Genomic DNA, 17,378 nt, shown 5'->3' with positions numbered 1-17,378 from the left:
GCTTTTGCAGCAGTTTGAATTGAATGTCGTTGGTGTCCTGATACTCATCGACCGTGATGTAGGCGTAACGGCGCGAAATTTCATCACATAATGCGTCGTTGGCGCTTAAAATTTTACTCATCACCTCGATCGTCTTGGCATCGCTGATAGCAGCATTTGCGTGGATGTTATCGTGCGCGTCGTGCTCGTGATCGACCCCCGCCTCATGCATATGGGCGTGGGAGTGGACGGTGCCGTCCGCGTGGGTATGGACATGCTCGTGTGTCATATCTGCGTGCGAATGGGTGCCCGCTTCGTGAGTGTGGCCGATGGAACAGCCGCAATCTTTACACATTTTTTCTCCTTGGATAATAAATTTTGCGCGTAAAATACCACGTTTTTGCTTTAAATGGCGTAAATTTGATAAATTTTATATTAAGATGCGAAATTTTATGAAATTTAACGGGCTTGAAATTTATGCGCTTCGGTTTTATCTAAATTTCATGCGTTGTTTGCGAAGGCTCGACGTAAAATTTTTAAAGCTCGCGAGTAAAGCACTGCTTTAAATTGAATCGCCTACCTGCAAATTGCAGAGCCGCGCTCTCTAAATTTAGACCTCGCAGCTCGCAAGGGTTCAAACAAACTTAAAGATCGCTGTAGATAGGGGAGCGAAATTCAGGGCTTGCGAGCTGATTTTATCCGGCGCTCTAAATCTCGCGCGTGATCGCAGGCGTGCCGAATATCAATGCAGCGACCATTTTAATATAGATTTTACGCTAGCTCGGCTTTGCAAATGCGACACGAAAGCGGCGCCTATAAAATTTAGTCGCGAGCTGCGCCGATCTTGCGCCAGTGCGTAAATTTCAACCCGCGGCAAGAGCGCTTTTGATTAAAATTTATAAAATTTGCGCTTTCGTTTGCCGCGTAAAATTTAAACAAATTTTATTTGCACGCCTTGCGCAGCCGCGCCACCCGAATTCTCCACTCGATCGAGAATCGCGCTGCACAACTCGCAAAAAAAGTCGCGCAGCCTGCGTTTAAATTTAGAAGCGCACGAATAGAAGCGCGCAAATTTAACGCGACGCGCTGTTTTCAAAAACATGCAAAAGCCCTACGCTTCGGTGATAACCGCCTTTACGAGCTTGGAAAATTTCACCCCTTTTAGCGCGCCGATTTTGGCGCCGAGCCGCTCGATCTTTGAAATTTTATCCCGCATCGTGATCTCCTCGAAGCAGTGGCGCTCGTCGATGTGGAAGTGGCTGGTACTGATGATGGTGACGTTTGCGTGGTGCTCGATCTCTACGAGCTGCTCGATCAGATCGCTTTGGTGATGATCGTAAGCGATGCAAAGCACGCCCACGCAATCATCCTCGCCATCTCCGTGAAGCACGCCCTCGACCATCTTTTCGCGTATGAGATCGCGGATAAACTCGCTGCGGCTTAGGTATTGCTTAGCGCGCACCATCTCATCGAGATCCTCAAAAAGCTTCGTCGGCAGCGAAATGCTAAATCTTACGGCGCCCTCTTTTTCCTCTTTTTTCATAGCTCCCCCTATTTCGCGTATTTTGAATGTAATTTTACCGAAATTACGCTCAAATAGTAAGAATTTTGGGCGCTAATTCGACCTATTTTTTAAAATTTAAAGCTCCAAAGCATCGTGCGTATTTTGAAATTTTGCTCGCGATTTCGCGTTGTATTTTAGTGCTAGCGCGATGAAATTTTATGGCGCTAAGTTGTTTTAAATTCTACCGCATCGCGATTTTACGCCCAAATTTAAGAGGCGGGCGCTAAATAGCGTCTTGGCTTGGGATTTGCGCAGTATCTAGCTACGCGCCGCGGTAGAATTTTGCATCGATTACCATAGTGGTGCGCGTGATGCTATAGCGATAGCGTGGGCGCGCCGTTAAATTTTAAAATTTTAACGTTTCGGCTACGACATATGAAGACGGCAAGGCGTAAATTTGTTCGCTAATTTTGCGATTTTAGAAAAGCTAGCTGCGTGATTTTATCGCCGTAGCGTTAGAATTTGCGCAAAGCGCAAGCAGGGTGCAGAGTTCATAAATTTAGCGGTGAGATGAGACTAATAAATTTTACAAAGAGCGAGCTTAACGGCTATAATTGCGTTTTTTTGTGGACGAGCTTAGCGCGAAATTTCGCTTAGATACGCCGCGAGCTGCCCGTATGCGATGCCGCTGTCGTTGCACGGAATCTCGCGGTTTAGATGAAATTTGATGCCCCGCGCGCGCAGCTTTTCGCACGTAAGATTTAGAAGCGTCGCGTTTTGAAAGACCCCGCCGCTTAGCGCGACCTCGAGACCTAAGCCCTCGGCGAAATCGGTGATGAAATTTGCGATGGCGTTTATAAATTTCGTCGCGGCCAAGCGCGGCTCATCGCGCAAAGCCTGTAAAAACGCATCTTCGTAATCGATCGCATAACATTCGCCCTCAAGGCCCCACGGTACTCCGCCGCCCGTGGAATTTGTCGTGAAATTTAGTGCAGAATTCGCTTCGGCATTTGATATGGAATTCGCCGTAGAATTCGCTGTGTTTATTGATAAATCATAATTTATCTCGCCCGCGGAATTTAAACTACGAGCGTTTGTCGAATTCGGCGCATAGGCAAAATTTTGCTCGGGATCGCCGATTGTGGAATTTGCCGCGGAATTTTCCGCGTCGCTAGCCGAGCCGCAAACGTTCGCGGCGTTCGTGGCTGCAAATCTTTCACCGCTATTAGAATTCGTCGCGCGGCTATCGCGATTTATCGAGCCGCTAAAATTTTCCGCTATTCGCACCGCGGCATCGATAGAATTTCCTCTGCAGACGCCGCTTTTATCTTCGCGTTCTGCACTGCGGATAGGATTTTTTGCCGCGCCAAATTTCTCGGGCATGCGCACCGCAGAGTCGATAGAGCTTTTTATCTCGTCAAAAATCCCCGCTTCGCTTGCCGCGTCCGCCTTTTTTAGCGCGAATTTATAGCTCTGCTCGCAGCCCTGGATATAGAGGTTCTCAAGTCGCATGCCAGCTTCGCCGTCGAAGCTTACGGTTCGCAGGCCGCAGATCACCGCCGCAAACGCGTCGAACAGCCGCCCTAGCGAGCTTGAGCGGACGGCACGCGGTGCGATTTTTTCTAAATTTGTGACTTCGCTTGCATTAAATTTTGCCAAAAACTCGCGCGCGGCGTCCTTCGCATTAAATTTAAACACGAGCGCGAGCGCAAGTTTGTAGATGTTTTTGATCGCATTCTCGCCGCCTAGCAGGGCGATTTCGTCGAATTTCGCCACGCGACGGTAGCCGTGCGGATCAAAGATCATAACCTCGCCGCCCCAGATCGTGCCGTCCGTGCCGTAGCCGGTGCCGTCGAAGCAGAAGCCGAGGTATTTTTTGCCACTAAAAAGAAGATCGTTTTGCGCTAGATTCGACACCAGATGCGCGAAATGGTGCTGGTAGCGGATCATGGGGTATCCGCGCTGTTCGAAAAATCGCGTGTGCGAAAACTGCGGGTGCAGGTCCGCGATGACGGCGTCGAACTTCAGCTCATAGGCGCGCACAAACATATCCAAAAGCGCGAAAAATCGCTCATTCGTGGCAACATTTTTAAGATCGCCGATGTAGGGCGAGATGAAAATTTGCCCGTCTTTGTAGATCGAAAACTGATTTTTAAGCTCCGCTCCGAGCGCCAGGAAAGTGCCTTTTAGCCGGAATTTGCTAGGGAAAATTTTTGGATTCATTCCGCGAGATGTTCGCAAAAACAGAGCGCGATCTAAAGCGTCCGCTTCGGCGGAAAGATTTGTGTAGCTCGCCAAATTCGCGGTACTGGTACTTGCCGGTTTTGCGGCATTTGCGAAATTTGCGGAGCTTGTTAAATTTACTTCGTTTGCTAAATTTGCGAGATCTGCGGCGCAGGCGGATTTCGTTTCGCAAACAGGTTTCGCTTCGGCGACAGAATTTGCATCGTTCTGGTTTTTTTGAGGCGCTGAATTTATGGCGTTGGAGTTGTTTTTGGAAGTAAAATTTACGGCGTCGCAACTTGTATCTGTATCAAAAACTCTTTGCGAGCTCTCGAAATTCCGCCCGCACGCGGAATTTTTCTTAAAATTTTGCGGCTCGGTAAGGGTTTGTGCGTCCGCGGAATTTATGACAGAATTTTGCGCTAGAATAGAATTTTGCGCGGAGTTTTTCATCTCGGTGCAGGTCGGAAGTGGCGCGGAAATTTTGCTTAAACTGCGAGCCATTTTTGAAGAAGGCGCCGAAGCCCGCGCTTCAAACTGCGGTAAAAAGGCGATGCTATCGTCGCTCGGCGTTAAAATTTCGCGGTCGTTATCCAGGTAAAACGAGATGACGCTGTCCAGCTTCGCGCGCAACTCCTCGCTGCTAAAAATAATGGGCTCGCCGCTAATGTTGGCGCTTGTGGCGACGATCGGGCGATCAAAGTATTCAAAAAGCAGCAGATGCACGCCGGTGTTGGCTAGGAAAATGCCGATTTTATTAAGGTCCGGCGCCACGCTTGGAGCGATAAAAATCGCGCCTGCTCTAAAAATCGTCGAAAAGCTTGCGGGCAAACGCACGAAATCGACCTCGCTATCGGAATGGGCATCGCGCGCGTCCGTCGAGCCCGCCTGCGCAGAGCATGAGTCTTGCGAATTTATCGTCTGTTGCGGACTCGGCTCGCTCGCCGAGCGCTGTAAGTCTGCCTTATTTGCAGCATGTCGCAAGCCCTGAATATTCGCCGAATTTTGCGAAATAGACTCGTCCGTCGCAAACCTAGAATCAGGCCCATTCGCCACGCATCGTGAGTCTCTGCTATCAACTGCGGACTGCAAATTTAAATTATTAGTCGTATATCGCAGCTCCGCCTCGCCTTCTGCTTGCGGCGAGCTCAAATTTTTAGCCACGCGTTGCAAATCAGACCCATCGTATGCGCGCTCTAGCTCGTTTGTCGCGCTCTGCAAATCGTCTGCCGTTAGCATGTCGCAGGCGAAATTACGGTGCGCCGTTTTACTGAAAATTTGCGCATTCTGCAATCCGCCCTGCTCCACATAATCTTCAGCGCTTTGCGTACTAAATTTTTGCGCCGCAAAATTGCGTAAATTTTGTAGCTCAGAGTCCTGCTCTTGCGCCGCTTCTTCTTGCTCGCCTGCAAATCTCGGCGATATAGAATTTTCGCCTCGCGTCTTTAAATTTTGCGTGCCGAAATCCGCTGCTAAGTCCGTCAGCGTGCGCCAAGAAAACTCGCGCTTTTTTAAAATCACGATCGGCTTGACATTGCAATCTATCAGCGACTTTTCCTTTGCGCTTAAGCTTGCCGCGCGCCCTGCCTGCGCTGCGTCGCGACACATGATCGCAAAGGGCTTGCTCGGGCGTTTTTTTAGCGTTCGTAGCATGCGTACCGCGCGCTCGTTTGTCGCATCGCAAACGATATGAAAGCCGCCCATCCCCTTGATCGCGCCGATCTGTCCACGCCGCAAAAGCTCCGCCGTGCGCGCTATTGCCTCCTCGCTGCTTGATAAAATTTCGCCGCCCGCGCCACATAAAAACAGCTGCGGACCGCAGTGCGGGCAGGAGATCGGCTCGGCGTGATAGCGGCGCGTAAGCGGGTCCGTGTATTCGCCGCGGCAGAACTCGCACATCTCAAACGCCCTCATCGTGGTGTTTGCGCGGTCGTACGGCAGCGCTGCGATGATACTAAGGCGCGGACCGCAATCCGTGCAGTTGATAAATGGGTAGTGAAAGCGCGGATTTTGCGGGTCATAAAACTCTTTTTTGCACTGATCGCAGATCGCGAAATCGGGCAAAATCGGATTAAATTTACGCCCCTCCTTGGATTGCGTGATCTTAAAATCAGTAAAATTCTGCGTAAAATCTTGCGTATTTAGATCGGTGCGTATAATTTTATCGATACGACAAAGCGGCGGCGTCTCGCTGCGAAGGCGTTGTTCGAAAATTTTTAAAATTTCTTCTTCGCGCAGATCTTGCTCGACGTTTTGCGGATTGCGTTTAAAGCCCTGTAAATCCCCCTTCGCGCTTTGCAAGTCGCGCTTAGTATTTTGCAAGTCTTGCAACGATTCATTCTGCGACATACCGCGCTGCTGCGACGAATTTTGCACGATGAAATTTTGATCCGACGAAGCTGGCAAAATGGAGCCCTGCTCGTTTAGATCGGTCTCGAATAAGTTTGGTAAAAATTTCTCGCTCGCTGCGGCTTGCAAATCATCCGTCAAATCAGACACACCAGCTAAACCATTCGCCAAATCGCGCGGCAAGCCGACCGAATCATTTGGCAAGCTCGGTGTGCTCTGTGTCGAAAAGAAACTCTCGTTTAAATTTGAACTTGCAAAATTTCGTGACAAACTTACGGTTTCGCTCAAATTTAGCTCATCTAAATTTAAAAGGGCGGAATTTTTATCAATCAAGCCTTTTTGCGGCTCGGAAAGGTCTGCGCAAACGATGATTTTAACGCCCTCGCCGTCGTTATAAACCTCGCCTTTCAGCCCCAAATCCACGGCGAGCTTGTAGACGAACGGGCGAAACCCGACCCCCTGCACCGCTCCGAAAACCTCAAATTTAGCCACTTTCATGCGCGTACCGTCATAAATTGCGCGACGCCGGAGCCGTTTTGCAAGCAAGTTGCGCTCGCAGCGGGCGGATAAAACGTACCGGGCGCCTCAAAATATGCTCTAAATTTAATAAAATTTGTTCCTTCACGCTCGCGCCCTTTGCCGCTTTTTTGAAATTTCGCAAGGTCTCGTTTGCGCTAAGCTTAGCCCGTATGGCGCAGCTATCGGCACCGCAATGCCCGCGCAACTCGCCGTTTTGCGAATAAGGCTTCAAAGCTTTGCCGAAAATTCGCATATACACCCGATCTAGCGAGCTTGAAGCGCGTAGCTGTCGCTAAAGCTCGCGTCAAAATTTTTGCAAAGCTTAAGCATTAAATCCGCAAATTTGCGCCCGCCAAACATCGCGCCGCCGAGGATCAAAACGTCAAAATCCTCTTTGCGCTCATCCGCCAGATCGCTTAAAAAATAGCCCAAACTATCGAAAAATCCGAACGCAAACAGCTTTTCATTGGCTCCTGCGAGCGCATAGCTCATCGCCGAACGCAAAATTTTATTCGCTTGCACGCAGCCGCGCTCGTCCGTGCAAAAATCAAGCCGTACCCCTTTGCCGCCCGCAAAATCCTCCGCAGCCGCGATCAAAAACGCCGCATCGCGCCCCCAAATGAGCTGCGCAGCCACGCTAAAGATACCGTGAAATCCGGCGTTTGTGCTTTTTAAAATTTCATCGATTTTTGCGGCGTTTACGTTAAATTTGGCGCTATAATTTTCAAGCAGCTTAGCGCCCGTTTCGTCGGCGCAAATTTGCGCCTTAAGCTCGCCAAAACTGCGCGGCAGATTAAATTTAAGCAGAATTTTTTTGGAGCTTTCGCCATAAATTGCGATCTCATCATCCGCGCCCGCGCCCAAAAAGCAGCGCAAAACCCGTTTTTTTTGGTCATTTAAAAGCCCCTTTTCGCGGCACGTAAGCGCAAAAAGAGCGGAGTTTTTGTCGTTTGAGTTTTTCAGATAAGAGCTTGCGCTGTCGCTTAAAAAATCCTCGTTTTGCACGATCAAAAAGCCGTTTTGCAGCGGCGCGACTTTAAAAATTTTATCTTTTTGCGCCGCATTTTCGCATTTTGCGCTTAAAAAATAGATCCCGTCGCTTGCCAAAGCGCGCCCCAGCGCAAACACAAATATGTCGCCCGCAAGCTTTACGTCAAAAAATCTAGGCGCATCCTCGTGATTTTTTCTAAAGATTGCATTGGTTTTTAGGCTTATGAGCGGCTTTTCGAAGGCTGCGAGCGCGATTTTGCTCTTTTCATCGCTCACAAAAATCCCATCCAGCGCGCCCACTCCCGCGGCTATCAAAAAATCGGCGCTAAAATCCACGTCCGCTTTGAGCGTGAAAGTTGCGCCGCCGCGCTTAATCTGCACCTGCTGAGCATGAAATAAGTTTATGCGGCAAAACTCTAGTAAGCGGGCAAAATTCTCCCTGCTTACCGCTTCAAATTTTCCGTCATAAAGCACGCTAGCGCCGCTTATTATTTCGAATTCGTTTTGAGACGGCTCGGCGTGAGCGAGGTATTCTTTCATCACTCGCGGGGTAAAGTTATTAAATTTAGCCTGACTGGCTGCGTTTGAAATTTCATCCTCTAAAAATTTGCTTAAATCGCCCGAGGAGGTATCTTCAAACGTGCTGTTAAATTTCAGCGTTTTTGCTTCGACACCGTCCTCGTCCACCACGCGCACGGAGGATTTTGCCAAAAATATAGAGTTTGGAATCAGAGGCATCGCCTCGTCGCTAAATTTTAAAATTTCATCCTCGCCGCCGCGCACGAAAAGGCTTATTAAGCTCGCCTCTTTTTTCAGGCAAAACTCCAGCGTGCTTTTGCGGGCATAAAACAGCAAAAAGTGCGCTATCAGCGCGTTTTCATTAAGGTATTTAAACTCATATGCTACTATCATCTCGCCCCCTTTTTGCAAATCGATCCGCGATATCTTGGGCGCTAAGATCGGCGATTTTTTCATGCGCGAAACCAAGATCCGATAAGTACTTAAGCGCCGTTTTTTCCATGGTTTTTGAGGACTCTAAAATCACGGAGCTTAGCTTAAAGGTCGCTTCCTTGATGCGCTGCGGCACGACCGCTAGAATTTTAACGTGAGGCAGATCGCCGCAAAGATCCATCATCTGCAGAGTTTGAAGCATTTCGACCTCGTGTGCCGAACCGCTCCAGCTGATTTGCTTAGGCATCGCGTCGTAGTCGAAAAAATACACCTCGCCGCCCTTTGCGCCCTCCGCGTCTATGCAATCTACGAGCAAAATTTCATCAAATTCCGCCATCGTAGGCATCAAAAAGCTAGCCAGCGTTCCGCCGTCGATAAAGCGGATCTGATCCGCGCTCCGGCTCGGCGCGGCGGGATTTTCGGCGACAAAGTCTGCATTAATAGAGCTTTGTGCTGCGGAATTTATAAGGGAATTTTGCGAAGTAGAATTTGAAGCGGAATTTTGCGCCGTGGAAATTTGTGCGGCGGAATTTCGATCTAAATTTACCGCCGTAGAATTTCGGAGAGAATTCACTGCCGCGAAATTTTGCTCGGAGATAGAATTTTCATTCGCAGAATTTTGCTCGGAGTCGTGCTTTATGGAATTTTGAGTAAAATTCTGCGCCGCGAAATCCTCGCCCGCCATAGAATTTCGCGCGCTAGCTTTAGGATAAAATTTATAGTTCTGCGCGAGCGCGCGGACGAAGTGCACGCCTATGCCCTCGTCCGCGTAGATGACGTTGCCGATACCCAGTACCAGCACTCTCAAGCGTGCTCTTCCTTTTTAAATTTATAACCGCTTACAATCGCATCCATCGCGCCATCCCTGCCCTTGACGGCGTTAAAGACCGCCATATAGACGTGGATCGGCACGAAGATTATGATGATATTCATGCAAAGATGATGTATCATTCGCACTTCGCTTAGACCGCCCATCGCCGCTTCCAGCGGGCGCAAGAGCCCGTATAGCGCGCCGCCTAACCCCTCGTGATAGACGTGAACGTATAGGATCATTCCGGTTAGGCAGATTACGAACAGCACTAGATAAAAGCCCAGATAAGAGATGAACTGCAATGGGTTATAAACGCCGCGAAGATGCGGGTGCTCGCCCAAAAAGATATAGTATTTGATCTGAGCGATCCAGACGCGCGGGCTAAAAAAATCCTTGATACTCAAAAGCTCTTTTCTGCTCTTTTTATCGAAGAAGAAAAGATAAGTTTTAAAGATCGCCGCGCCGATCATCGCAAAGCCAAAGATCAGATGCACGAATCTAAATTTAGCCTGCATGAAAAGCACCGGCTCGGAACTCACCTCGGGCGCGGTGAAAACAAAGGCGATGTAATATCCGGTGATCACCAAAATCGTAATGCAAAGCGCACGCAGCCAGTGCGTGAGCCTAAGACCGATTGAGAACTCGTATTCCGCAAATCTTTTTTTCATGATTTATCCTTTGCTGGGATCTACCCTATAGCAGCCAAGCTCCACTCCTTTGGCGTCCATTACGTGCACGGCGCAAGCGATGCAAGGATCGAAAGAGTGGATGCGGCGGATGATCTCTAGTGGCTTGGAAAGATCGGCAAGTTTAAGTCCGATCAAGCAGGATTCGTAAGCACCCATAGCGCCGTCTTTATCCTTCGGTGTGGCGTTCCAAGTAGAAGGTACGACCGCCTGCCAGTTTTTGATGACGCCCTTTTCGATCCTGCACCAGTGGCTAAGTGCGCCGCGCGGCACGTGACCGATATAGCGACCTTTGTACTCTTTGGAGTTATCGATTACATATTTTGCGCAGGTCTGCGTATCGCCGCTTTTGATGTTTGCGATCAAATTTTCTAGTGCGATCAGTCCGTTGTCGGCAACGACTTTAGCTTCGATCATACGACACGCCGTTCGTCCAAGCGTCGAAAATACCGCTTCAAGCGGCAAGCCGGCGTCTTTTAGGAATTGATCCACGACCTTTACTACGCGCTCGTTTTTCTTAGCGTAATTTACCACGATATTTGCAAGCGGTCCTACCTGAAGCGGTTTGCCGTCATAGCGCGGAGCCTTGATCCAGGTGTATTTGCCCTGAGTATCGAGCACCTTCGTATGCGCTTCTTTGCCGTGCGCGTCGATGCTCTGTCCGTCCTGAAGACCCGTATAATTCGGCTCTTGCTCGCCATCGTAAGGATGGAGCGGCGCATCGTTTTTATACCACGCATGCGTTGCCTCCTCGGTAATCTTGTTCTCATCAAGCTCCAAAACCTTGCTAATATCGCCGTCAAGGATCATGCCGCTTTCAAATAGCCATTCGTTCTTTGAAAGCTGAAATTCTTGATGAGTCCATAAATTTGCCACGCCGATATCGTTTAGCACGCTAGGCTCGTTGCCGTAAGCCTTCGCAGCCATTACGAGATCAGGATAGTAGGCGCGATTTACGAAGTCCGCGACCTCTTTAAATTTAGACATATATTCGCCCAGTCTCGCAGGGCTTAGGATATCCATCACGCAGGTGACGCCGCCTACGGTGAGGCTTTGCGGATGAGGCTGCTTCGCACCAAATATCGCCATCATCTGAGCCGCCGTACGCTGAATGCGCAAACACTCAAGATAGTGCGAAAGAGCGATTAAATTTTGCTCCGGGCTAAGCTTATATGTAGGGTGTCCGAAGTAGGCGTTGGCAAAAGGCCCTAAAGCGCCTTTCTTAACAAAAGCGCCCACGCGATCTTGCACCTCTTTTAGTTTATCCGCACCGCACGCATAAGGGGTATCGCAGTATTTAAATGCCTCCTCGCTCGCTTTTTTAGGATCGGCGCTAAGAGCGCTTACGACGTCTACGAAATCAAGTCCGTGGAGTTGATAAAAATGCACCGGATGATCGTGCAAAAATAGCGCGTTAGCCATCAGCGTGCGCGTTAGTAAGGCATTTAGTGGCGGAGTGATACCAAGGGCGTTTTCTACCGCGACGATACCCGCTTTGTAGTGCGAGAAGGTGCAGACGCCGCAAATTCTTTGCATAAAAAATCCCGCGTCGCGCGGATCTCTGTTTTTTACTATGGTCTCAAGCCCGCGCCATAAAGTGGAGCTACTATAAGCCTCGCGGACGACGTTTTCATCATCCACTACGACCTCTATTCTTAAATGTCCTTCTATTCTGGTTATCGGATCTATTACGATTCTTTGCGACATGATTATTCCCCTTTATCTTTCTTAAATGACGCAATCGCCGCGTGTGCCGCTACCGCAACACCCGTGATCGTTAAAATTCCGACACCTATCTTATCTGCGGTAGCATCAGCGCCGAGCCCGCCGAAAACGCTTTCGTAAAGGCGATCCGCCAAAGGCTCCTCAAAAGGTCCCATATGATCCCAAAAATCAGGCTCCGAGCAGCCTATACAGCCGTGACCCGCTTGTACCGGCCAGCTAGTATGGGAGTTAAAACGCTCGCGCGAGCAGTTGTTAAACGTGTAAGGACCCTTGCAGCCTACTTTATAAAGGCAGTATCCGTCCTTCGCGCCCGCATCGCCGAAGCTTTCTACAAACTCGCCCGCGTCGAAATGTCCGCGGCGCTCGCACAGATCATGTATTCGCAGCCCGTAAGCCCATTTAGGCCTGTTATAAACGTCCAGGCTTGGAAGTGTGCCGAAAAGGATAAAATTTAGCACATTGCCGACGATATTTTTTTCGCTAGGCGGACAGCCCGGGATGTTGATGACGGGTTTGTTTATGATTTTGTCCAAACCTACGGCGCCGGTCGGATTCGGGGCCGCGGCTTGGATGCCGCCGAAGCTCGAACAGGTGCCGATCGCAAATATTGCCGCAGCTCCTTCGGCAGCGTGCTTGCAGTGCTGAGCTCCGCTCTTGCCCTCAGGACCCACGGTTAGGAAAAATTCATTCTCGCCGCTTGGAATTCCACCCTCTACCATCAAGATATAGCGCCCCTTGTATTTTTCGATCGCGCCCTCTAAATTTTCCTCGGCTTGCCAGCCTGCGGCAGCCATTATCGTCTCGTGGTATTCTAGGCTGATGTAATCGAATATGAGACTGTCGATCGTAGGCGTATCGGTGCGTAGCAAGCTCTCGCTACAGCCCGTGCACTCCGCCATATGAAGCCAGATCACCGGCAGGCGATCAGCAAGCTCCGCAGCTCGCGCCACGCTCGGCGCAAATGCGGCCGGAAGCCCTAGCATCGCGGTCATCGCTCCGCTCCATTTTATAAAATCGCGGCGCGAAAAACCCTTGCTCTTAAGCCTTTCTTGTATGCTCTCATCCGCTTTTATTCGCGGTAAACGCTCAACGGCATCAAGTCTAGCCGAAATTTGAGCTAAATCAACCATAATGTCCTCCTGAAATTTAGGATATTTTTAAATGGCATTCTATCAAAATTTAGAATTTATGCACCTTAAATTTCGTTATATTTAATTAAAATTTTATATTTATTCATTGTCTAATGGGTTTTAAATTTAAAAATAAAAGGCGGATTAAAAATTTAGCGCGGCGGACGAAACGTTAAATTACGACAGAGAAAGCATTAAATTTTATGAAGCATTAAAATTTACGAAGCAGTGAAATTTCATCCAAGAATTTTATAGTAGCGAAAAGCAGTTCAAGATAAAGCAGGCGTAGGTTGGATGATTTTGTGCGATACTAGCAGGCGCACTATGTGTGCGCCGCAGCGAAGTATTTTTGTAAAATCATCCGTTAAATTTTAGAAAATTTCCAAGGATCAGCTTACCAATCTCGTTGCATCTTGGATATTGATATTTAGCCCAAGCTGCTCATTGTTTAGCCCAAGTGCAAGGCCTACCAGCTGAGATAGGTGGATGATCGGCTTTCTTGCTTTAGAATTCGTCGCTTCTTGGTATCGCTCCTGATAGATATCTAACTGCATCTGGCATAGCGGACAAGGGGTAACTACAACGTCGGCTCCGTGCTCGGCAGCGTCATTTACGATCTCGCTTGACATTTTAGATACCGATTTTACCGCAGGATAGCTAGCGTGAAAGCCGCAGCAATCAAGGCGTTTTTCAAAAGGCACTATCTGAGCACCAAGTGCGCTAACTACCGCTTCAAAGCTTTTCGGATTGGTTGAGCTTTCCTTTTTAAGCTCACGCTCCGGTCTTAATGAATGGCAGCCGTAAAATAGAGCTACTTTTAAGTTTGTTAGTGGTCTTACGACTTTAGCTTTTAACGTGTCTAAGCTTTGATATAGCACCCAAAGCAGACTTGTTATCTCGGTACTTCCCTGATACTGCATACCGCCCTCTTTTAAAAAGGTATTGATATAGCTTTTGGCTCCCTTATCCAAAGCTAGCTTTGCTTTAGTTAGAGTTAGCATACAGGTGGAGCAGGTAGTTAGCAGAGGCATATTCATACCCTCGGCTAGCGCGATGTTTCTGGCATTAGCTACTAAGCTTGCCATAGGATCGACGCATTGAGCTTGACTAGCCCCACAGCAGCTCCAGCCTTTTATCTCGTGAAGTTTAATACCCAACACCGGAGCGATCGCTTCAAGTGAAATTTTAGATTCCTTTGCGGCTTGACTTAAAACGCAACCCGGGAAAAATGCAAATTCGTTATTCATCCTCTCCTCCTTATTCTATCTCGCCGCTAGCTTGAGCTTTGCGTGCGGCCTCTATCATCTTAACGAGCCCTGCATGACCCTCGATCTCCTCGCCTCCGAATACGTGCAAAGGATTCATCTTGCCCGCAGCCATTAAATTTGCCGCTACATCCATCTTGCCCATATTTGCAAATACTCCTTCGCTTCTTAAAGCGAGCTTGATCTCGTTTAATCTTCCGCTTCCCTCTACGATGTCTAGCAGGAACGCCTCTGCATGAGCTGGACCGCTTCCTGCGGTAAGTCCTTTTTTCATCGCTAAGGCGCGAAGTGCGGTGATGTCGCTTTGAGCGCTTATGCCTTTAGGGCAACGATCGGCGCACTCTTGGCAGTGTACGCATAGCCATAATCCGTTTAGCACCGCAGGCTTTAGATGAGGCATAGCGTCCTTGCTTCTTGAATCAAATACTGCGCGGTTTGCATGAGTAAAAACAAAGGGCTGCATATAATCGCTCGCATCGGCTCCAAGCTTATTGCATTCGCTAGCGCTGCAGCCGCAAAGTATGCAATCCCACTGCTTTTTTACGCGTTCCATCTGCTCAGGGCTTTGCTTACAGCCTTTCTCTGCGCTAAATTCTTTCTTAGGCGTGATCGTAGGTTTGATTTTTCTTAAATTCTCGATACTTGGCTCCCAATCCACCACTAGATCCGAAATCACTCGGAAATTATTTAGCGGCGAGATCGTAAAGCTATCGGGGTTTTCATACTCCGCAAGCAGAGCCTCCATCTTGGTATCGCAGGCGAGATATGAGTGCCCGTTTACCCTCACGGCACAGGCTCCGCATATCGCCATACGGCACGCTGCGGTAAAATTTAAAGTGATGTCTAAATTTTGCTTAATAAATTGCAAGACTCCAAGCAGGGTCTTTCCTTTGATCTGCTCCAAACTAAGCTCATAGGCTTGCTTATAATTTTTGCTTCCGTCGAAGCGGTCTATGATAAATTTCATTGAGGTTTCCTTCCGTCAAGAGAGAATTCCGTAACGACGACCTCTTTGTAGCCCAAGCTTAGCTCGCCTGCATCGTTCATCGTCACAATACTGTGCTTTAAGAAATTTTTATCGTCGCGCTTCGGATAATCCTCTCTGGTATGCGCGCCGCGGCTTTCCAGCCTCTTTTGCGCAGCCAAACACGCACAACGCGCAAGCAGGATCAAATTTCCAAGCTCGACGTAGTCGGTAAATGCGGTATTCATAACCGGATTTGTATCCGCAACATGCAGCTCGTCGTAGCGCGCTTTGATACCCTCTAAATTTTGCGAAAGCAGATCGAGCTTCTCGCCGGTTCTAAAGATACCCATATTGTCCCAAAGCTGCGCGCCTAGCTCTTCGCGCAACTCATACATCTCGTTTGCCTTGCCCGAGCCGTTTGCGATCTGCTTAAATTTAGCCTGCCATTTTTGCGCCAGCTCACTCGCTCTTTTGCCTGAGCCGAAGCCTTCCTGCTTCGCGGCATAATCCGCTGCGCCGAGCCCTGCGAGCTTACCCGTTACGACGGCGTCGGTTAAAGAATTTCCGCCCAAGCGGTTTGCGCCGTGAATCGAGATACAAGACGCCTCGCCCGCGGTATAAAGCCCCGAAATTTTAGTGCTCATATCGTCAAATTTTGTGACTTCAATGCCGCCCATCGAGTAGTGTGCGGTCGGACGAATCGGAATCGGCTCCTCGATTAGATCAATACCCTCAAACAAAATGGCGGTGTGTCTGATCTTAGGAAGGGCTTTTAAAATTTTATCTTTTCCAAGATGTCTTACGTCAAGCAGCACGTATGCGCCTAGCCCCTCGCCGTATCCCCTACCCTCGCGGATCTCGGTTTCGATCGCGCGAGCTACGACATCGCGCGGCGCAAGCTCCATCTTTTCGTGGTAGTTTTTCATAAAGCGCTCGCCTTTGTTATTGAGCAGATATCCGCCCTCACCGCGCGCAGCTTCGGTAATGAGCGCGCCGCCGCTTTTGATGCCTGTGGGATGAAACTGTACCATCTCTGGATCGCTGAATCCAAGACCCGCGCGCAGTGCAGCCGCGATACCGTCGCCGGTAGCGATATAAGGCACCGAGGTGCGATTGTAAAACATCCTCGTATATCCGCCCGTTGCGATTACCAAGGCTTTGCAAAGCACCGGATAAAAATCGCCGGTTTGGATATTTCTAAGCACGACGCCCTCGCATTTACCGTCAGGCGCGCTGATCTCAAGCAACTCGTGATCGATTAAAAATTTTACGCCGTTGCTAACCGCATCGTCAAAACAGGCATGCATCAAGATATGACCCGTCTTATCGGCGGAGTAGTTGCATCGTTTTTTAGACGCACCGCCCATAAAGCGCTGTGCTACACCGCCCGGGACGCCGCTTTCTTTGCCGTCCACGCCGCCGCTGGCGTTTCTGGAAAACAGCGTGCCGATATAATCCATCTCGGCAATCGTAGGGCCTGCAAGCTCGCAAAATTTAATCGCGGCGTCCTGATCTACGAGATATGCACCGCCCTTTACGGTATCGTAGGCGTGAAGCTTGTATGAATCGCCACCACTGAAACTCGTAACTCCGTTGATACCGCCTTCTGCCATACAGGTCGCGTTGCGCGAAGGCATCATCTTTGTAGCCACGACTACGCTGAGATTTGGATTACTCTTTCTTACCGCTACGGCTGCACGCAGACCCGCGCCTCCCGAGCCGATAACGAGTACATCCACACTAGGAAGGCCGCCTTCGTTGCCGCCGCCTCCGTTTTTACTTTTGTCGGTATCCACGCAGCCGCTAAGGCTAAGCGCGCCGACGCTGATACAGGCCGATTTTAAGAAATCGCGTCTGTTGAAATTTGATTCACTCATTTTCCTCTCCATTTGAGAAATTCTTAGCTTAAGTTTAAAGTTCTAAACTAAAAGCGTAATTTTAGTTTCATTTTTAACATAAGTCAAATATTATTTAGTGTATCATTTCATAAGAATTAGATTATCAATTGGAGAGGCTAAATGAATTTGCATCGCATGGAGCTAGTATTAAAAGTAGCAGAATTCCGTAGCTTTACTAAGGCTGCCGAGGCACTTAAAATCCCGCAGCCGTCGCTATCACAGAGCATTTTATCACTGGAACGTGAGCTTGGAGCGCAGCTTTTTAACCGCACGAGTAATCCCATTTCGCTTACGCACGCGGGAAAAATTTATGCTAGTAAAGCCAAAGTCATTTTTGACGCCATAAACGACCTAAAAAACGATATCTCTGAAATAAGCGGC

The 17,378-nt window shown here is 49.0% G+C and carries 12 protein-coding genes and 2 pseudogenes; 1 reads left to right on the top strand and 13 read right to left on the bottom strand.

What is annotated here, in order from left to right:
• The 13 genes and pseudogenes from Q0277_RS05215 to sdhA form a co-directional block, all read right to left on the bottom strand.
• The coding region (locus tag Q0277_RS05215; protein WP_297996207.1) for a UvrD-helicase domain-containing protein at nt 1–334 on the bottom strand (334 nt) is incomplete at its 3' end.
• Between the two features lie 756 nt (nt 335–1,090).
• Nucleotides 1,091–1,522 carry a nickel-responsive transcriptional regulator NikR gene (gene nikR / locus Q0277_RS05210; protein WP_297996206.1) on the bottom strand — a complete coding sequence of 144 codons (432 nt, stop codon included), beginning with the start codon at nt 1,520–1,522 and terminating at the stop codon, nt 1,091–1,093.
• 1,875 nt (nt 1,523–3,397) lie between these two features.
• A pseudogene (locus tag Q0277_RS11175) lies at nt 3,398–6,553 on the bottom strand (Sua5/YciO/YrdC/YwlC family protein); the annotation flags it as partial.
• A gap of 10 nt (nt 6,554–6,563) precedes the next feature.
• Complete coding sequence (locus Q0277_RS05190; protein ID WP_297996205.1) at nt 6,564–6,806, bottom strand: hypothetical protein; 243 nt, start codon at nt 6,804–6,806, stop codon at nt 6,564–6,566.
• Between the two features lie 32 nt (nt 6,807–6,838).
• Complete coding sequence (locus Q0277_RS05185; RefSeq protein ID WP_297996203.1) at nt 6,839–8,476, bottom strand: hypothetical protein; 1,638 nt, start codon at nt 8,474–8,476, stop codon at nt 6,839–6,841.
• Nucleotides 8,460–9,200: a hydrogenase maturation protease gene (locus Q0277_RS05180; protein ID WP_297996209.1), complete on the bottom strand. Its 741-nt coding sequence runs from the start codon at nt 9,198–9,200 to the stop codon at nt 8,460–8,462. Before Q0277_RS05180 ends, Q0277_RS05185 begins: the two co-directional genes overlap by 17 nt.
• Nucleotides 9,201–9,227: 27 nt before the next feature.
• A pseudogene (locus Q0277_RS05175) lies at nt 9,228–9,323 on the bottom strand (hydrogenase expression/formation protein); the annotation flags it as partial.
• Complete coding sequence (gene cybH / locus Q0277_RS05170; protein WP_297996201.1) at nt 9,320–9,994, bottom strand: Ni/Fe-hydrogenase, b-type cytochrome subunit; 675 nt, start codon at nt 9,992–9,994, stop codon at nt 9,320–9,322. The gene cybH and the pseudogene Q0277_RS05175, both read right to left, overlap by 4 nt.
• Nucleotides 9,995–9,997: 3 nt before the next feature.
• On the bottom strand, nt 9,998–11,719 hold the full coding sequence (locus Q0277_RS05165) for a nickel-dependent hydrogenase large subunit (protein ID WP_297996200.1): 1,722 nt from the start codon (nt 11,717–11,719) through the stop codon (nt 9,998–10,000).
• Between the two features lie 2 nt (nt 11,720–11,721).
• Nucleotides 11,722–12,867 (bottom strand): hydrogenase small subunit, encoded by a 1,146-nt coding sequence (locus Q0277_RS05160; protein ID WP_297996199.1) that lies wholly within the window; start codon nt 12,865–12,867, stop codon nt 11,722–11,724.
• Nucleotides 12,868–13,256: 389 nt separating this feature from the next.
• A complete protein-coding gene (gene sdhE, locus Q0277_RS05155; protein WP_297996198.1) occupies nt 13,257–14,114 on the bottom strand; it encodes an 8-methylmenaquinol:fumarate reductase membrane anchor subunit in 858 nt (285 codons plus the stop codon).
• A gap of 10 nt (nt 14,115–14,124) precedes the next feature.
• Complete coding sequence (gene sdhB / locus Q0277_RS05150; RefSeq protein WP_297996197.1) at nt 14,125–15,099, bottom strand: 8-methylmenaquinol:fumarate reductase iron-sulfur subunit; 975 nt, start codon at nt 15,097–15,099, stop codon at nt 14,125–14,127.
• The gene (gene sdhA / locus Q0277_RS05145) at nt 15,096–16,976 is read right to left on the bottom strand and encodes an 8-methylmenaquinol:fumarate reductase flavoprotein subunit (RefSeq protein WP_297996196.1); all 1,881 of its coding nucleotides are present in this window, start codon (nt 16,974–16,976) and stop codon (nt 15,096–15,098) included. The genes sdhB and sdhA overlap by 4 nt, the downstream gene beginning before the upstream one ends.
• 156 nt (nt 16,977–17,132) lie before the next feature.
• On the opposite strand from sdhA, the gene Q0277_RS05140 reads away from it, so the two are divergent.
• On the top strand, nt 17,133–17,378 hold a 246-nt coding region (locus Q0277_RS05140), incomplete at its 3' end, for a LysR family transcriptional regulator (protein WP_297996194.1).

The organism is uncultured Campylobacter sp. (genome assembly GCF_938030815.1).
In the GTDB taxonomy this organism is placed as follows: Bacteria; Campylobacterota; Campylobacteria; order Campylobacterales; family Campylobacteraceae; genus Campylobacter_B.
Note: the sequence above shows the minus strand (reverse complement) of the source record. Positions and strands in the feature narration are given on the sequence as shown.